This window comes from Ruegeria sp. BF7, assembly GCF_056538605.1.
The window spans coordinates 56,080-71,762 of the sequence record NZ_JBQFTM010000013.1; the positions used below are offsets into that span (position 1 = coordinate 56,080).

Here is a 15,683-nt window from a genome sequence, read left to right on the forward strand (position 1 = left end):
CGTTGACTCACCCCCAATCGGTTGCGCACACTTCCAGTTATAGGAATCACAGGACCCATTGCCTTTGCGCTTTAGCAAACTCAAACTCACCGGCTTTAAAAGCTTTGTTGATCCGACCGATCTGATCATCGCGGATGGGTTGACTGGTGTGGTGGGTCCGAACGGCTGCGGCAAGTCAAATCTTCTGGAAGCGTTGCGTTGGGTGATGGGCGAAAACCGCCCTAAGTCCATGCGCGGTGGCGCGATGGAGGATGTGATTTTCGCTGGGGCGGCGACGCGCCCCGCCCGAAACTTTGCCGAGGTTGTCCTGACCATGGACAACTCGGAACGGCTGGCGCCGTCTGGGTTCAACGACGCGGATCAGTTGGAAATCGTGCGTCGCATCACGCGGGATGTCGGCAGTGCCTATAAGACCAACGGCAAGGATGTACGGGCGCGCGATGTGCAGATGCTGTTTGCGGATGCTTCGACTGGGGCGCATTCGCCCGCGTTGGTGGGGCAGAACCGCATTGCCGAACTGATCAACGCCAAGCCCCGCGCCCGTCGCCGCATTCTGGAAGAGGCTGCCGGGATCTCGGGCCTGTATCAGCGCCGTCACGAGGCCGAGCTGAAGTTGAAGGGTACCGAGGCCAACCTGACCCGCGTGGATGACGTGCTGGAACAGCTGGGCACCCAACTGGCGCAACTCGCGCGTCAGGCTCGGCAGGCCGCGCGTTATCGCGAGATTGGCGAGCAGTTGCGCCAAGCTGAAGGCATGCTGCTCTATCGCCGTTGGAAAGAGGCAGACATGGCTCGCCAGCAGGCCGAGGAAAAACTACGCGATCGGATCACCGAGGCCTCGCGCGCCGAGGCCGAGGCCCGCGCTGCCGCCACAAATCGTGCCGAGATCGAAGAGACCCTGCCGCCGCTGCGCGAGGAAGAGGCCATTGCCGCTGCTGTTCTGCAACGCCAACAGGTGCAGCGCGATCAACTGTCGGATCAGGAAACCCGCGCCCGCCAGACGATTGAAACGCTGACCAACCGTATCCAGCAATTGGCCCATGATATCGAACGCGAGACCGGCCTGAACCGTGACGCAGGTCAGATGATCGAGCGTTTGGAGTGGGAAGCCCGTGAGCTGGCCAAGGCTGCGGAGGGACACGAAGACAAGGTCGCCGAGGCTGCCGAGATCGCCCACGAGGCGGCTGCGGTGTTGCAGAACCGGGAAGATCACCTGTCGCAGGAAACCGAGGACATGGCGCGGCTGGTTGCCCGCCACCAGTCGGCGCAGCGTTTGGTAGAAGACAGCCGCAAGACGCTGGCCCGGTCCGAGGGTGAAGAAGAAAAGGCGCGCGCGGCGGTGGAGGAAGCTCGTACCGCTCTGACCCGCGCCAGCGAAGCGTTCGAGTCGGCGCAAGAGGGTGAGGAAGAGGCCCGCGAAGCCGCCGAAGCCGCCGAAGAGGCGCTGGCTGCAGCCGACGAGTTGCGCAACGACACACAGGCGCGTGAGGCCGAAGCCCGCGCGCAACGTTCCGAGGCCGAGGGTGAACTGGGTGCGATCCGGGCCGAGACCACCGCTTTGGCCAAGTTGGTCGAACGCGACACGGCTGAGGGCGGGCAGGTGCTTGACCTGCTGCGTGTGGAACCTGGTTACGAGAAGGCTTTGGGCGCGGCATTGGCTGATGATTTGCGCGCGCCCCTGGTCGAAGGGGATGGTCCCTCCGGCTGGGTGCAGGTTGCGGGTTACGATGCTGACCAGACTTTGCCGGATGGGGTTGAACCGCTGGCGCTGCATGTGTCTGGCCCGGATCGGCTGAGCCGCCGGATCGCGCAGATCGGATTGGTTGATGCGGATCAGGGCGCGCGTTTGCAGACCTCGTTGAAACCGGGTCAGCGGTTGGTGTCGCGCTCGGGTGACCTGTGGCGCTGGGACGGGTTTCGCGCTTGGGCCGAGGATGCACCCAGTGCGGCGGCTCTGCGTTTGGAACAACTCAACAAGCTGGAAGCGCTGAAACAGGAACTTGCCAGGACCGAGGCGCAGGCCGATGGTGCTCGCGCCGCGCATGAGGCGTTGTCGCAGCAACTGGCGGACGTGACAGAAGCTGACCGTCGCGCACGAGAAGCCCGCCGCGCCGCCGATCAGCGCATGGCCGAAACCGCGCGTCAGCTCAGCCGGGCCGAAGCGGACCGCAATCTGGCTCAGGGCAAGCTGGAGACCCTGACTCTTGCCGTCGACCGCCACAAGGAAGATGCCATGTCCGCTCGCGCGCAATTGCGCGAGGCCGAGGGCGCGCTGGCCGGTCTGGGTAACCTCGACAGCGCCCGTGCTCAGGTTGAGGATATCAAACAGACGGTCGAGGCGGCGCGGATCACCATGCTGACCCATCGCTCTTCCCATGACGAGCTGCGCCGCGAGGGCGAAGCCCGCACGCGCCGCACACAGGAAGTGACCAAGGACCTCAGCGGCTGGAAGCACCGTCTGGAGACGGCCGAAAAACGAATCTCAGAATTGGCGGAACGCAAGGAGGGCTCGGAAGAGGAGCTGTCCGATGCCATGGCCGCCCCCTCTGAGATCGCCGAGGCGCGGGAAGAACTGAACGAGTTGATCGAAGCCGCGGAAGCCCGTCGTGCCGAGGCCGGCGACAAGCTGGCCAAAGCCGAGACACAGCAGCGTGAAGCCGTGATAGCGGAGCGGGATGCAGAACGTCTGGCTTCGGAAGTGCGTGAGTCCCGTGCTGCGGCTGAGGCGCGATGCGATGCGGCCAAGGAAAGCGTGACGGCTGCTGCAGAACGGATTGCCGAGGATCAGCAACTGACGCCGAACCAGTTGCTGAACCAGCTGGATGCAAACCCCGACCAGATGCCCGCGGCCGATGCCTTGGAGGCCGAAGTTAACCGCCACAAGCGTCAGCGCGATGCGATGGGGGCTGTAAACCTGCGGGCCGAAGAGGACAGTAAGGAAGTTCAGGAAGAGTTTGACACGCTGAATACCGAAAAGGCGGACCTGGAAGAGGCGATCAAGGCCCTACGCAGCGGTATTGCCAGTCTCAACCGGGAAGGGCGCGAACGTCTGCTGACCGCATTCGAACAGGTGAACTCGAACTTTGCCATGCTGTTCAAGCACCTGTTCGGCGGTGGTGAGGCCAATCTGGTAATGGTTGAAAGTGACGACCCGCTGGACGCGGGCCTTGAGATCATGTGCCAGCCGCCGGGCAAGAAACTCTCGACCCTCAGCCTGTTGTCGGGCGGGGAACAGACCCTGACCGCCACCGCGCTGATCTTTGGCGTCTTCCTTGCCAACCCCGCCCCGATTTGCGTTCTGGACGAGGTCGATGCGCCTTTGGACGATGCCAACGTGACCAGGTTCTGCGACCTGCTGGACGAGATGTGCCGCCAGACCGACACGCGGTTCCTGATCATCACCCACCACGCAGTGACGATGGCGCGGATGGACCGGCTGTTCGGCGTGACCATGCAGGAACAGGGCGTCAGCCAACTGGTCTCGGTCGACCTGAAGAAGGCCGAGCAGATGGTGGCCTGACAGTTCACTGCAACGTTATGACCATCTGGTGGCACCACAGGGTAAGCTGGCCGCATGACCCGATATCTGATCCTTGCCCTGCTGACAGCCAGCCCGACCATCGCCGCCGAGTGGCCCACCAAGCCCGGAGATGTGCCCCTGTCCCCCGAGGAACTAAGCGCCTTGGCGGGCCAGACGTTCACCTTCTACGATGACGGACAGGCCGCTTTTTCGGCCGGAGGCTCCTATTCCTATACCTACGCTAGCGGAGACGCGGCCTTTGGCACTTACTCCATCGCTGAGGACGGCAGCGTCTGTATCGCCTATCGCAACGGGTTTAGCCGGTGTGACCTGTATGTGCGCAGCGGCGAGCGGTTGATCCTGATCGATGAGAAAGGAGATCGCTACCCAGTACGTTCGGAGTGAGGCGGACGATCTCCGCAACCTGCTGTCCAACCTGCTCGGCCGGTCAGGTCAACCACTCCCCCGGCACTGCGATCTCTGGTCGTACGGCGTGATGCGCCACATCCAGAGGGTGCGGCAGCTTTGAAATCGGTCGTTTTTCTTTAATGCGATCATTGCGGATAAACGTGGCTTCGACGACGCGGGGGAATTCAACGCCTTCGATCGTCACCGATCCAGACGCATTGTTGGTATGCAGATGGGTGCAGGTGAATTTTGCCCCAATTGCCGTGTACAGCGGTTTCGCTTTTTCAAAAAAGTTCGGTTTGGTCAGGATGGATGGAATCCGGTGAAGCTCGATCACAATGATCCGGAACCGATCAATGCAAGCCTCGGGAACGCTTTCAAAGACCGGGTACTCGGCCGCTTCGATATCCATTTGAAGCATCAGATCCCCGGTTTCCGGAGCGTGCTGCACCATCCAGTCCGCAAGTGAAATCACATCGCCTTCAGTTTGTGCACCCAAATACTGCTTTGAGAAAACCGCACCGGGAATTTGTTCTGCAGGCCCATCCACCGAAGCGTCGGCCATGATCGACGGAATACCCCATTTGGCCAGATCAAGCTCAAAGCTCGACTGTTGCGAAACGCCGGGTGAAAAACACGCCTTGATACCAGCAAGATCATTGGGAACCAGATAGCCCCCGTCGCCGAAAGCCCCAATCCGGATCAAGGAATGCCCCACATCATAAGGGCGCAAAACATCAGCGAGCAATTTCCGGCGGTCATCAATTGTCATGAATAGGTCTCAGTGCTTCGCATGTGCTTGGATCATCCTAGAGAATTGTCGATTTCTCCGCAAACGATTGATGGCTCGAATGACCAAATCCCGAACTTACGGATCAACAGAGTCTCTGATGACCTCCGGAGAACACGGCTGGATCTCAAAGACGCCCAAGTAGGTCCGCTGTAGGCCAGGCATCCGCCGGAAGCCCTAACCGCGCCTGCTCCGCCTGAACGGCTGCCCGGGTGCCAGCCCCCAGAATGCCGTCGATCTTGCCAACATCATGGCCACGTGCCTGCAGTTTACTCTGCAACTGCTTCATCTGCGCACCAGACAGGCTTGGTGTCGCGTTGCCCGCGTCGTAGACTTGCGCACCCTCAAGCCGAGTACCGAAATAGGCAGCGGTCAGGACGTAGACAAAGCTCTGGTTCCATTCGAAATAGACGTCGAAATTGGGGTAGGCCAGAAAGGCGGGTCCGTTGTGCCCCTGCGGTAGGATCAGCGAGGCGGGCAGATTGGCCAGCGATCCGCTGCGCGCCTTGACCCCCATTGCCTGCCATTCAGAGATCGAGCGCGGTTTGCCGGGGCCGGACAGCGACCAGTCCATCTGCGCGGGCACCGTGACCTCTTGCAACCAGGGCTGACCCGGTTGCCAGCCCAGATGCGACAGCATCTTGGCGCCCGACATCAGGGCATCCGGGGCCGAGGTTTTCAGCGAGACCTTACCATCGCCATCCCCGTCCACACCGTTTTCGATAATGTCACGCGGCAGCATCTGTACCATGCCGATCTCTCCGGCCCAGGCGCCAGTGGTGCGGGCGGGGTCGAAATTGCCCTGTTGGTACAGCTCAATCGCGGCGAACACCTGCGGGCGGAACAACTCGGGGCGGCGGCAGTCATGAGCCAGCGTCACCAGCGCGTTGCGGGTGTTGAAATCGCCCTGAAACGCGCCGTAATCGGTCTCGAACGCCCAGAAGGCCAGAAGCACCCCGCGCGAGACGCCGTATTCTGCCTCGATCCGGTCGAACACAGCGTCGTATTTGCGTGACATGGCCTGACCGCGTTCAATCCGGTTTTGCGAGATCAGGTGGCGGGAAAAGTCAATGAACGGTTTCTGGAACACGCCCTGCGCGCGATCGGCTTTCAATACCGCGCCGTCCTGCTGCACGCCTTTGAAAAATGCGTTGACGGTGGATTTGTCGAAACCTTGTTGAACGGCCTCGCCCTTCAAACCCTTGATGAAGGAATTGAAACCGCCACCGCATTCGGCCAGAGCAGGCGAGGCGAGCAGGGCGGCGGCAACAAGGCCAGAGAGAATGCGCATGGTGGCTCCGTCAGAAAATAAAGTTGAGCCCAACCCACACCGACACGAGGCCAAGCGCAAGCCCCCAGACCTTCCACAGCATGTTACATGCGCGGAAAACCTCCGGCGCGCCGATTTCGCGCGGAGCATTGCCGTTAACCCAGGCCAGATCGCGGACCTGCCCGTCATAGCTGCGCGGGCCGGCGAGGGCGACGTTCAGGGCGCGCGCCATCGCGGCCTCGGGCCAACCGGCATTGGGTGAGATGTGGCGGCGCGCATCCGTCACCATCTCGGGCCAGCGCGTCCGTTGGTCGGACAGCGCCACGATCATCAAGCAGGTCAAACGGGCAGGGATCAGGTTCAGCACGTCATCCAGACGGGCAGCGGCCCAGCCGAAGTCGCGGTATTTTTCGGTGCGGTAGCCAATCATGCTGTCGGCGGTATTGATCGCCTTGTAGATCAGCAGGCCCGGCAAACCGGCGACCAGAAACCAGAATGCGGGCGCAATGATCCCGTCACTGAGGTTTTCCGCAGCGCTTTCAATTGCTGACCGGGCCACCTGCGCCTCGGTCATGTCGCGCGTGTCGCGCGAAACGATCATCGCGACCTTTGCGCGACCTTCGGAAAGCGACGTTTGCAGCCCGTCTCCCACGTCGCGCACATGGGTCACCAGCGATTTCTGGGCCAGCAGGATGGCGCAAATGACAATCTCGACTACCGGACCCAGCAGGGCCAGCAATTGCCCCAAGACCAGCGAGCCGCAAAGCAGCAAGGCCACCACGGCAACCCCTTTCAACCGCCGTTGTGCCCCGTGATTCAGGCGCTCGTCCAACCAGCCGATAATGTTTCCCATCATCACTGCCGGGTGTTTCACCCGTGACCACAACCACTCCGGCTCACCCAGGGCGGCGTCCATACACATGGCGCAGACCAGCAGGAAGGCCGTGCTCACAACGCGGCCTCCAATCTGCTCCAACCGTCCGCAGGGGGCAGGCCAAGCCGCAGGTAGGTTTTGGAATACGGAAAGACGCGGCTCCAGATATGGGAGAGGGCAAGGCGGTCCTGCCAGTCGGTGGCGCTGTCAACTTCATACAGACGGAACAGGGTGGTGCCGCCCACAAGGGCTGCACCTCTGGCGGTCATCAGATCGTCCAGCCGGGTGGTCTCGGTGGTCAACCGTTGGCGTGTGGCGTTGGCCCATTCAATGTCCTGCAAAGCGCGCGTTCCGATCCGCAGGGCGGGTCCAGAGACGGTCCACGGGCCGGTCAAATCGTTCAGCCGGGCGATCAGGTCGGGCTGGCCGATGGCGAAACCCAGCCGCAACCCGGCCAAGCCCCAGAATTTGCCGAAACTCTTCAGTACGACTACGCCGGGCCGCGTGGCCAGGTGGATCAACGATGCCTCGGGGCAGACATCGCAAAAGCTCTCGTCGATCACGGTCAAAGGGGCGCTTGCGTCCGCCTCGGTCCAGGCCCGCCCGTCAGGGTTGTTCGGATGCACGATGACGCGGGCCTGAGCCGGGCCGTCGGGCCGCACAGACCATCCCTGCGCGGTGAAGGCGGCGGCGTGTTCATTGTAGGTGGGTGTCGTGATCTGAACCCGGCTTTGTGGCGCCAGCGCAGGAATGCGTGCAATCACGGCCGAGGCACCGGGTGCAGGCAGAATCGCGGCACCCTCTGGGACGAACCAGAATTGGCGCGCGGCCTCTGTCAGACGTTCAAACGCGCCGTGATCGGGCAATTCGGCCCAGTCCGAGGGCGTCAGGCCCGAAACCTCGTATGGGTGAGGGTTTATTCCGGTGGACAAGTCCATCCAATCCGCGCGGGTTCCACCATAGTGGGCGATGGCCCCATCCAGCCCTCCGCCATGGTCACGCGCGGCGCGTGGGTTCAAATTATCGGTATCGCTTGCCATGGATTTCTCGCCGGAATCGCTAGTTTCGGCCTGCTTCAAGCGGATTTTTGCCATTTACACAAGCAAATCCGCCCGTTCAGTGCTGCCAACCGGCGTCGTTAACACTTTGTTAAGGAATAAGCGTGATCACGATTTACGGGGGACGGCACCAGACACTCTATCATGTGCCGAGGTTGTTGCGAATGAATGTTTTGATAGTTGAGAGTAATCCCGATCTTGGTCGGGTGTGGAAAAGGCATCTTGAACGGCACGGCGCCGAAGTAACGCTGGTGCCGGGGCAAGAGGCTGCGATTCTTGCGCTCTACGGTCAGGACTTCGATATCATTGTGCTGGACTTGGTGCTGGAAACCGGCAGTGCGTTGGCAGTGGCTGATTTCGCCAGCTACCGCCGCCCAGAGGCGCGGGTGATCTTTGTCACCAACACCACTTTTTTCTCGGACGGGTCGATTTTTGCCCACAGCCCCAACGCTTGCGCCTATGTGCAAAGCGCGACGCCGCCAGAGGATCTGGCGGCGATGGTCGAACACTACGCGGCAGGTCGCTGATCCCGTCCATGAGGTTCCAAATAGTCCAGAATGGGGTTCACCGGGATGATCCGGTGCGGGTTAATCGTGTCGTGGCTGAAGTGGTAGTGGCGCACGATATGGGCCATGTTCACTGTGCCGGCGACGCCCGGCCACTGATACAGTTCGCGGGTATAGGCCCATAGATTCGGGTAATCGGCCAGCCGACGACGGTTGCATTTGAAATGCAGGTGGTAGACCGGGTCAAACCGGATCAGGGTGGTGAACAGGCGCCAGTCGGCCTCGGTCACGCGGTCACCCATCAGGTAGCGGTTCCGGGACAGGCGGTCGTCGAGCCAGTCCAGCGTGTCGAACAGCGGGGCTACGGCCGCGTCATAAGCCTGTTGGGTAGTGGCAAAGCCTGCCTTGTAGACGCCGTTATTGACGTCGGAATAGACGCGCGCGTTGATTTCTTCGATTTCATCCCGTATCGCTTCGGGCCAGTAGTCGTCAGTATTGCCAGTGATGCCGTCAAAGGCCGCATTGAACATTCGGATGATTTCCGAGCTTTCGTTGGAAACGATGGTCTCTTGCAGCTTGTCCCACAGGATTGGAACGGTGACACGACCCGTATAGCTGGGGCCGGCCTTGGTATAAATCTGGTGCGCGAAATCGAAATCATAGAGCGTATCGCCCGTCGCGCCGTGGTCATCTGTTTCGAATGTCCAGCCCTTGTCCAGCATGTCCGGATGCACAACTGAAACCGAGATCAGGTCGCTCAGCCCCTTCAACTCGCGGAATATCAACGTGCGGTGCGCCCAGGGGCAGGCGTGGCTGACATAGAGGTGATAGCGATCGGGTTCTACCTTGAAACCACCTTTGCCGGATGGGCCTGCACTGCCATCCGCAGTCAGCCAGTTGCGAAACTGCGCGGCGCTGCGTTTGAACGCGCCGCCGGTAGATTTGGTGTCATACCATGTGTCGTGCCATTTGCCGTCAACCAACAGGCCCATTGCGCATCCTCCGCTTTTCGATTTCAGCAAAGATAGGGCTTTGTGCGGGGCCATCCCACGTCAGAAGCCGCGCATTGGGTCTGCGTGGACGCACAACCCTGATTGAGATTTCCGCGCAACAGGTTGAATTTGTACCTCGCTATGTGACCGCCTTCACTGGATTTTTACAGTCAATGCCGCACAATGGAGTCCGTTTTCCGGGGGGAACTTATTATGACAACCTATGTTTCTAAGGAGATGAGTGCCGAATTGGATGCGGCGCGAATCGCAGGATTGAAGAAAACCAGCCGCCTTCGTGTGGAATTTGGCGACAATACCTTCAAAATCCTCAGATTGTGGAAAGATGGCTTCACGGTCGAGGCCGAAACCACGCCGCAATTGCGCGGGCTGGTCGATATTTACGATGGTTCGCGTCACCTGTACCAATGCCTGATCATCGCAGATGACGAGGAAGCGGGCGAGATGCGTTATGAATTCAAGCGCAGCACTGCCGCGGCCGACAAGGCTCCGCTGGATTTCTACCGCGCGCCGGACGCACCGATTGCGTTGTTGGGGTACGAGGACTAGGGGCGGATTTCCACAACGGTGCCGGTGGGCGTCATGCTCCAAAGCCGCGTCATTTCGGTATTCGACAGGGCGATGCAGCCCGCAGTCCAATCACCGGGCAGGGTCAGGCCAGTGACGCCGTTCGGCTGCCCGTGGATGAAAATGTCTCCGCCCGGATCAATGCCCTGGTTTTGCGCGCGGTCGATATCTTCTGGCAACGGATAGTTGATCCCGAGTGATAGGTGGAAAGCGCTCTGCGGGTTGCGTCGGTCGATCCGAAAGATTCCAATCGGGGTCTTGCCGTCACCTTCTTGCTGTTTGTCGCCGTCGGGCTCAAACCCCAGTGCGATATCCGCCTGCATGACAATCGCACCGTTCAATGATGCGATCAGTTTGCGGTCGGGTTTTTCGATCAGGATATAGTCGATTTGCGTGGCCTCGGGGACCATTGGCGGCGTGGGTGGACGTGGCCCGAACCGATGCCAACCAATCCACACCGCGCCCATCAGGCAGATCAACAGGACGATACGCGCTACCCGCCGCATGACCTTATTGCAAATCGGCAAACGCGTTTTTCAGGCGGGCGCAGGCCTCTTCCACCCGCGTGCGTTGCGTGGCGAGGTTGAACCGTTCGAAATTTTCACCACCTGCGCCAAACCCTGGGCCGGAGGAGGTGGCGATTCTGGCGTCTTCGCGCAGGCGGCGAACGAAATCATCATGCGACATCCCAGTGCCCGAGAAATCGACCCAGGCCAGATAGGTCGCCTGCAGGGGCATCGACCACAGGCCGGGGATGTCGGCGATGGTCGCGTCGAACAGTTTGCGGTTACTGTCCAGATGGGCGATCTGCTCATCGACCCAAGCCGCACCTTCTGGGGAATAGGCGGCGGTGATCATGGCGACACCCAGCGCACTGGGGGCATAGTCCAGCGTGTGCAGCCGATAGCGCATGGCCGCGCGCAGCTCGGGGTCGGGGATGATCATGTTGCCAGTGCGCTGACCCGCGATATTGAACGTTTTGGACGCCGCCGTCAGCGTCACCGTCCATGGTCTTGCATCGGGTGCGGCCACATCCATCGGCACAAATTTGTGGCCGGGGTAGACCAGATCGTGGTGAATCTCGTCCGAGACCAGGACCAACCCGTTCCGCTCGGCAAACGCGGCTACGGCGCGCAGTTCGTCCGACGCCCAGACGCGCCCCGAGGGGTTCTGCGGCGAGCACCACAGCAGCATCTTTTCCGACCCGTCCAGCCGCGACTGTGCGTCTTCCAGATCGACGCCATAGCTGTCGCCTTCACGGACCAGTGGACACTCCACCAAGCGGCGGCCGGATTTGTTCACCTTGTAGGCAAACTCATGGTAGACAGGCGTGAAGATCACCACCCCGTCACCCGGGTCGGTCCAAACGTCCAGACACAGTGCAATTGCGTTGCCCAGCCCCTGCGAAGTCAACGCCCAGTCGGTGTCGATTTCCCAGTCGTGGCGGTTCTTCATCCACCATTGGACCGAGGCCAGATAGTCTGGATGTGTCCAGGAATAGCCAAAGATACCGTGATCGGCCGCTTCGCGAACCGCTTTGATCACACAGGGTGCGGTGGCATAGTCGGAATCGGCCGTCCACATGGCCAGCCCGTCCTGTAGCGGCACGCCGTACAGGTCTTCCATCTTGTCCCATTTGGAACTGTTCGTTCCCCGGCGGTCGATCAGGTCGTTGAAAGTCATGTCTGCTCCGTCTGTTGGGGGGAAAGCTAGCCACAATTCCAGCGGGCGCAAGGGGGGCGTTGCGGCGGGGGGCGGGATGGCCTACATCAACCCCATGAAACGCAATATCCTGATCCATCCCGACCCCCGTCTGAAAAAGGTCTGCGCCCCTGTTGCCGACCTGTCGGACGAGCTGCGCAAACTGGCCGACGACATGCTTGAGACGATGTATGACGCCCCCGGTATCGGGCTGGCGGCGCCGCAAGTTGGCGTGCTGGACCGTCTAATCGTGATGGACTGCATCAAGGAAGAAGGCGAGGCGCCGCGCCCGCTGATCATGTTCAATCCCGAGGTCATTGCGGCCTCGGAGGAAACCAACGTCTATGAGGAAGGCTGCCTGTCCATCCCCGAGCAATTCGCAGAAGTGACCCGGCCCAAAGTGGTCGACGTGACCTGGATGGATCGCGATGGCAATTTGCAGCAGGAAACCTTTGATGGGCTTTGGGCGACCTGCGTGCAGCATGAGATCGACCACCTGAACGGCAAGCTGTTCATTGACTATCTCAAGCCGTTGAAGCGCCAGATGATCACGCGCAAGATGCAGAAACTGAAACGCGAACAGGCCCGCGCATGACCGTGCGCACCTGCCTGCCGTGGCCGGACAATCGTCTGCGGACCAAGGCCGAGGAAGTGGCCGAGATCACCGATGAAATCCGCGCCATCTGGGATGACATGATCGACACGATGGAAGCGATGCCCGGTGTTGGCCTCGCAGGCCCGCAGATCGGGGTGATGCTGCGGCTGGCGGTTGTGGATGGTTCGACCGAGCGTGGCAAGGCGGTGCGGTTGGCGAACCCCGAAATCCTGCACAGCTCGATTGAGTTGCGCGAGCATGAAGAGGCCAGCCCGAACCTGCCCGGCGTGTCGGCCACTGTGAAACGCCCCCGCGCGGTGACGGTTAAATTCCTGAACGAACAGGGCATGATCGACCGCCGCGATTTCGTGGGGATCGAGGCCACCAGCGTGCAGCATCAGATCGACCATTTGAACGGCCGGATGTATTTCGACCGGCTCAGCAAGGTCAAACGTGACATGCTGCTGCGTAAAGCCAGGAAACAGGGGTGAACATGCGCGTTGTCTTCATGGGAACACCCGAGTTTTCGGTTCCGGTGCTGGACGCGCTGTTTGAGGCCGGGCATGAGATCGCCGCCGTCTATTGCCAGCCTCCGCGCCCGGCGGGGCGGGGGAAGAAAGATCGCGCGACACCGGTTCACGCACGGGCCGAGGCGTTGGATCTGACCGTACGCCACCCTGTCTCGCTGAAATCCCCCGAGGAACAGGCAGCTTTTGCCGATCTGAACGCTGATGTAGCGGTGGTTGTGGCTTACGGGCTGTTGCTGCCGCAACCCATTCTGGATGCGCCCGCTCATGGCTGCCTGAATATCCATGCCAGCCTGTTGCCGCGCTGGCGCGGGGCCGCGCCGATCCATCGCGCAATCATGGCGGGCGACGCGCAAACCGGTATCTGCATCATGCAGATGGAGGCCGGGCTGGACACCGGCCCCGTTCTGCTGCGGCAGGCCACCGATATCGGGTCACAGGAAACCACGGCGCAACTGCATGACCGACTTGCGCCCATGGGGGCCCGTCTGATCGTCGAGGCTCTGGGCCGTCTACCCGAACTGACACCCGAGCCGCAGCCCGAGGACGGCGTGACCTATGCTGCGAAAATCGACAAGGCCGAGGCGCGGGTGGACTGGTCCCGCCCGGCGGTTGAAGTTGATCGCCAGATCCGCGGCCTGTCACCTTTTCCCGGTGCCTGGACCGAGATTGCGGACGACCGAGTCAAGCTGCTGGCCTCAACATTGGCCGACGGGCAGGGCGCGCCCGGAGAGGTTCTGAACGGCACGCTCCGCGTGGCGTGTGGCGAAGGGGCGATTGACCTGTTGCGCCTGCAAAGGGCAGGAAAGGGTGCACAGGATACGGAATCCTTCCTGCGGGGCTGGCCGGTCGCGGCCGGAACCCGCCTGAATTCGGAGTAAGCCAGATGTTCATGGTCCTGATGGGCACCGTCGTGATTGCCGGTATTGTGGGCTACTTGTCCGAAAAAACCGGGTTCACGCATAACGGTTATCTGCCCTCGATCATCATTTGCGTGGGCGGTGCCTTCCTGTTTTATTTCGTGCGCATCATGTTCGGGATCAGCTTTGGCCCGCCGGGCCTGAATGCTGTGATCTCATCAATCGGCGCGCTGATCATCGTGCCGACGCATTGGAGGAAATAACGTGCCTGTTATCGCCCTGATCGTTATCGGTGCTGCTGCCGGGTTTCTGGCCACCCGGTTGATGCGGATCGAGTCGGATATTCCCACGACCATGCTGATCGGTATCGTAGGTGCTTTGGTCGGCGGGTTCCTGTTGCGTGCGCTGATCACCGTGGCAGGCTGGCTGTCAGGCTTTGTTGGTGCCGTTCTGGGCGCGTTGCTGGTGATATGGATCTGGCAGACGTACTTGCGCCGCTAACTTCTTACCAACGGGCGGATTCCCGACCAGTTCGCCGAAACACCCGACCCGAAAGAAATGCCATGCCGTATGATCTGAACCCCGGTGACGTCGCCCTGATGGGCGTGCCACTGGATCTGCACTCATCTTTTCTGCAGGGGCCAGCCTTTGCGCCGGGCCGCATTCGCGAGGCGCTGCATTCCGGTGCGGCCAACCTGACCGCCGAGGATGGCACCGATCTTGGCTGGACCGACCGGTTCAAGGACACAGGCGATCTGGATGTGTTTGAAATGGCGGGGCAAGAACCGATCGACCGGATAGAATCGGGTGCGGCTGCCCGCATCACAACCGGCGCGCGGCTATTGTCGCTGGGCGGCGATCATTCGGTGGCCTATCCACTGATCAAGGCCCATGCCGAGCGGTACGAGGCGTTGAACATCCTGCATATCGACTCGCACCCGGACCTCTATGACAGTCAGCAGATCGGCCCGCTGGGCCATGGCTGCCCCTTCGCGCGAGTGATGGAGACCTGCCAGATCAACCGACTGGTTCAGGTTGGTATCCGCACGATGAACAAGCATCAGCAGGAGCAGGCGGACAAGTTCGGGGTCGAGGTGATCGATATGCAGAACTGGCGCCCCGATCTTGAGATTAGCTTTGATGGTCCGGTCTATCTGTCGCTGGATCTGGACGCTCTGGATCCCGCCTTTGCACCGGGCGTGTCGCATCACGAACCCGGCGGGCTCAGCACCCGAGAGGTGATCAACCTGATCCACCGGTTCAAAGGCCAATTGGTTGGTGCAGATATTGTCGAGTTGAACCCGCACCGCGATCCCTACGGGATGACGGCGATGGTGGCGGCGAAGTTTGTCAAGGAAATCGGAGCGCGGCTGCTGTCGCGCTGAGCTTAGCGTTCGTCGCAGATAGCGGGCGATCCAAGGCGCGGGGCTCTGCCCGTGGTCAGATCGTATCGATCAGCCTCGGCGGCGGTCATCCAGTGCATCCCATCGGCGGGCGCGGAGTCTAACGTGTACCAGTAGAACGCGTCGTCAACGCCGATATCCTCGTAATAGTCGAGATAACGGTCATGCTCAGGGTCATCTTCGGGGATTTCGGTGGCGACGATGTTCCAGCCGCCCCAGCTGTGGACGCCAACACAGGCCCCGGGTTCCAGAACGCGCCGGTTGCCCGCCAGAAACAGGTCTGTCCCGCCCGAGGCGATCATTCCGTCCGAGGGCACAACCGTATCAAAACCCAGTTCGCGCACAGCACGAGAGAAGACGACGTTGGCATCGTCATCCACTGACCCTTCGATGTATTGCAGCACAAGGGTTTTGATCTGCGGGTTCTGTCGAGTGACCTCCTCAAACGCGGAAAGTGTTGTGTGGTCAATTGTGCCGACAACCACAATCTCATTCCTTAGCGCCTCAAATCGGACCGGTTCGTATTGGTCCGCACATGCGGTCAGAAGCACGAAACCTGTTGCGGTGAAAATCAACGGCTTTTTCATTCTCGGG

18 protein-coding genes are annotated in these 15,683 nt (G+C 60.9%); 10 read left to right on the forward strand and 8 right to left on the reverse strand.

Annotated features, from left to right (window positions below; all coding sequences use genetic code 11):
• The first annotated feature begins 64 nt into the window (after positions 1-64).
• Both ACR0IK_RS19640 and ACR0IK_RS19645 read left to right on the forward strand, forming a co-directional pair.
• Positions 65-3,520: a chromosome segregation SMC family protein gene (locus ACR0IK_RS19640; RefSeq protein ID WP_480642869.1), complete on the forward strand. Its 3,456-nt coding sequence runs from the start codon at positions 65-67 to the stop codon at positions 3,518-3,520.
• A gap of 54 nt (positions 3,521-3,574) precedes the next feature.
• Positions 3,575-3,925 carry a hypothetical protein gene (locus ACR0IK_RS19645; protein WP_480594537.1) on the forward strand — a complete coding sequence of 117 codons (351 nt, stop codon included), beginning with the start codon at positions 3,575-3,577 and terminating at the stop codon, positions 3,923-3,925.
• Between the two features lie 43 nt (positions 3,926-3,968).
• Here ACR0IK_RS19645 and ACR0IK_RS19650 read toward each other — a convergent pair whose 3' ends face one another.
• The 4 genes from ACR0IK_RS19650 to ACR0IK_RS19665 all read right to left on the reverse strand — a co-directional run bounded on the left by ACR0IK_RS19650 (position 3,969) and on the right by ACR0IK_RS19665 (position 7,902).
• Positions 3,969-4,700 (reverse strand): hypothetical protein, encoded by a 732-nt coding sequence (locus tag ACR0IK_RS19650; RefSeq protein ID WP_480642871.1) that lies wholly within the window; start codon positions 4,698-4,700, stop codon positions 3,969-3,971.
• Between the two features lie 145 nt (positions 4,701-4,845).
• Positions 4,846-6,009, reverse strand: coding sequence for a lytic murein transglycosylase (locus tag ACR0IK_RS19655; protein ID WP_480642872.1), 1,164 nt, complete (start codon positions 6,007-6,009; stop codon positions 4,846-4,848).
• A 10-nt stretch (positions 6,010-6,019) separates the two neighbouring features.
• A complete protein-coding gene (gene cbiB / locus ACR0IK_RS19660) occupies positions 6,020-6,940 on the reverse strand; it encodes an adenosylcobinamide-phosphate synthase CbiB (protein ID WP_480642873.1) in 921 nt (306 codons plus the stop codon).
• Entirely contained in the window at positions 6,937-7,902 is a 966-nt protein-coding gene (locus tag ACR0IK_RS19665) for a threonine-phosphate decarboxylase (RefSeq protein WP_480642915.1), read from the reverse strand. The genes cbiB and ACR0IK_RS19665 overlap by 4 nt, the downstream gene beginning before the upstream one ends.
• A gap of 182 nt (positions 7,903-8,084) precedes the next feature.
• Here ACR0IK_RS19665 and ACR0IK_RS19670 point away from each other — a divergent pair, with 182 nt between their 5' ends.
• Positions 8,085-8,447 carry a response regulator transcription factor gene (locus ACR0IK_RS19670; RefSeq protein WP_170328338.1) on the forward strand — a complete coding sequence of 121 codons (363 nt, stop codon included), beginning with the start codon at positions 8,085-8,087 and terminating at the stop codon, positions 8,445-8,447.
• Here the strand turns inward: ACR0IK_RS19670 and ACR0IK_RS19675 are convergent.
• Positions 8,429-9,418 (reverse strand): glutathione S-transferase family protein, encoded by a 990-nt coding sequence (locus ACR0IK_RS19675; protein ID WP_480642874.1) that lies wholly within the window; start codon positions 9,416-9,418, stop codon positions 8,429-8,431. The two genes, ACR0IK_RS19670 and ACR0IK_RS19675, sit on opposite strands and share 19 nt — an antisense overlap.
• A gap of 213 nt (positions 9,419-9,631) precedes the next feature.
• Between ACR0IK_RS19675 and ACR0IK_RS19680 the strand changes: the two genes are divergently transcribed.
• Positions 9,632-9,985 (forward strand): hypothetical protein, encoded by a 354-nt coding sequence (locus tag ACR0IK_RS19680; protein WP_480594543.1) that lies wholly within the window; start codon positions 9,632-9,634, stop codon positions 9,983-9,985.
• On the opposite strand, the gene ACR0IK_RS19685 is transcribed toward ACR0IK_RS19680, so the two are convergent.
• Both ACR0IK_RS19685 and ACR0IK_RS19690 read right to left on the reverse strand, forming a co-directional pair.
• A complete protein-coding gene (locus ACR0IK_RS19685; RefSeq protein ID WP_480642875.1) occupies positions 9,982-10,509 on the reverse strand; it encodes a L,D-transpeptidase family protein in 528 nt (175 codons plus the stop codon). The genes ACR0IK_RS19680 and ACR0IK_RS19685 overlap by 4 nt on opposite strands.
• A gap of 4 nt (positions 10,510-10,513) precedes the next feature.
• Positions 10,514-11,686 (reverse strand): MalY/PatB family protein, encoded by a 1,173-nt coding sequence (locus ACR0IK_RS19690; RefSeq protein ID WP_480642876.1) that lies wholly within the window; start codon positions 11,684-11,686, stop codon positions 10,514-10,516.
• A 94-nt stretch (positions 11,687-11,780) separates the two neighbouring features.
• On the opposite strand from ACR0IK_RS19690, the gene def (ACR0IK_RS19695) reads away from it, so the two are divergent.
• The 6 genes from def (ACR0IK_RS19695) to speB all read left to right on the forward strand — a co-directional run bounded on the left by def (ACR0IK_RS19695) (position 11,781) and on the right by speB (position 15,071).
• Positions 11,781-12,299, forward strand: coding sequence for a peptide deformylase (def, locus tag ACR0IK_RS19695; RefSeq protein WP_480594593.1), 519 nt, complete (start codon positions 11,781-11,783; stop codon positions 12,297-12,299).
• Complete coding sequence (def, locus tag ACR0IK_RS19700; RefSeq protein ID WP_480594546.1) at positions 12,296-12,790, forward strand: peptide deformylase; 495 nt, start codon at positions 12,296-12,298, stop codon at positions 12,788-12,790. Before def (ACR0IK_RS19695) ends, def (ACR0IK_RS19700) begins: the two co-directional genes overlap by 4 nt.
• Before the next feature lie 2 nt (positions 12,791-12,792).
• On the forward strand, positions 12,793-13,707 hold the full coding sequence (gene fmt / locus ACR0IK_RS19705; protein WP_480642916.1) for a methionyl-tRNA formyltransferase: 915 nt from the start codon (positions 12,793-12,795) through the stop codon (positions 13,705-13,707).
• A 5-nt stretch (positions 13,708-13,712) separates the two neighbouring features.
• Positions 13,713-13,949: a hypothetical protein gene (locus ACR0IK_RS19710; RefSeq protein WP_170328331.1), complete on the forward strand. Its 237-nt coding sequence runs from the start codon at positions 13,713-13,715 to the stop codon at positions 13,947-13,949.
• Position 13,950: 1 nt separating this feature from the next.
• Positions 13,951-14,187 (forward strand): GlsB/YeaQ/YmgE family stress response membrane protein, encoded by a 237-nt coding sequence (locus ACR0IK_RS19715; protein WP_480642878.1) that lies wholly within the window; start codon positions 13,951-13,953, stop codon positions 14,185-14,187.
• A 62-nt stretch (positions 14,188-14,249) separates the two neighbouring features.
• Positions 14,250-15,071, forward strand: a complete 822-nt coding sequence (gene speB / locus ACR0IK_RS19720) for an agmatinase (protein ID WP_480642880.1) — start codon at positions 14,250-14,252, stop codon at positions 15,069-15,071.
• A 2-nt stretch (positions 15,072-15,073) separates the two neighbouring features.
• Here the strand turns inward: speB and ACR0IK_RS19725 are convergent, their stop codons facing one another.
• Positions 15,074-15,676, reverse strand: a complete 603-nt coding sequence (locus ACR0IK_RS19725) for a COG3904 family protein (RefSeq protein WP_480642881.1) — start codon at positions 15,674-15,676, stop codon at positions 15,074-15,076.
• Between the last annotated feature and the right edge of the window lie 7 nt (positions 15,677-15,683).

What these genes read in the sequence shown, in the direction of transcription:
- ACR0IK_RS19675 (WP_480642874.1), bottom strand. Translation starts at nt 9,418, where the DNA reads ATGGGCCTGTTGGTTGACGGCAAATGGCACGACACATGGTATGACACC.
- ACR0IK_RS19665 (WP_480642915.1), bottom strand. Translation starts at nt 7,902, where the DNA reads ATGGCAAGCGATACCGATAATTTGAACCCACGCGCCGCGCGTGACCAT.
- ACR0IK_RS19685 (WP_480642875.1), bottom strand. Translation starts at nt 10,509, where the DNA reads ATGCGGCGGGTAGCGCGTATCGTCCTGTTGATCTGCCTGATGGGCGCG.
- ACR0IK_RS19655 (WP_480642872.1), bottom strand. Translation starts at nt 6,009, where the DNA reads ATGCGCATTCTCTCTGGCCTTGTTGCCGCCGCCCTGCTCGCCTCGCCT.
- fmt (WP_480642916.1), top strand. Translation starts at nt 12,793, where the DNA reads ATGCGCGTTGTCTTCATGGGAACACCCGAGTTTTCGGTTCCGGTGCTG.
- ACR0IK_RS19710 (WP_170328331.1), top strand. Translation starts at nt 13,713, where the DNA reads ATGTTCATGGTCCTGATGGGCACCGTCGTGATTGCCGGTATTGTGGGC.
- def (WP_480594593.1), top strand. Translation starts at nt 11,781, where the DNA reads ATGAAACGCAATATCCTGATCCATCCCGACCCCCGTCTGAAAAAGGTC.
- ACR0IK_RS19680 (WP_480594543.1), top strand. Translation starts at nt 9,632, where the DNA reads ATGACAACCTATGTTTCTAAGGAGATGAGTGCCGAATTGGATGCGGCG.
- speB (WP_480642880.1), top strand. Translation starts at nt 14,250, where the DNA reads ATGCCGTATGATCTGAACCCCGGTGACGTCGCCCTGATGGGCGTGCCA.
- ACR0IK_RS19645 (WP_480594537.1), top strand. Translation starts at nt 3,575, where the DNA reads ATGACCCGATATCTGATCCTTGCCCTGCTGACAGCCAGCCCGACCATC.
- ACR0IK_RS19690 (WP_480642876.1), bottom strand. Translation starts at nt 11,686, where the DNA reads ATGACTTTCAACGACCTGATCGACCGCCGGGGAACGAACAGTTCCAAA.
- ACR0IK_RS19670 (WP_170328338.1), top strand. Translation starts at nt 8,085, where the DNA reads ATGAATGTTTTGATAGTTGAGAGTAATCCCGATCTTGGTCGGGTGTGG.
- def (WP_480594546.1), top strand. Translation starts at nt 12,296, where the DNA reads ATGACCGTGCGCACCTGCCTGCCGTGGCCGGACAATCGTCTGCGGACC.
- ACR0IK_RS19650 (WP_480642871.1), bottom strand. Translation starts at nt 4,700, where the DNA reads ATGACAATTGATGACCGCCGGAAATTGCTCGCTGATGTTTTGCGCCCT.
- ACR0IK_RS19725 (WP_480642881.1), bottom strand. Translation starts at nt 15,676, where the DNA reads ATGAAAAAGCCGTTGATTTTCACCGCAACAGGTTTCGTGCTTCTGACC.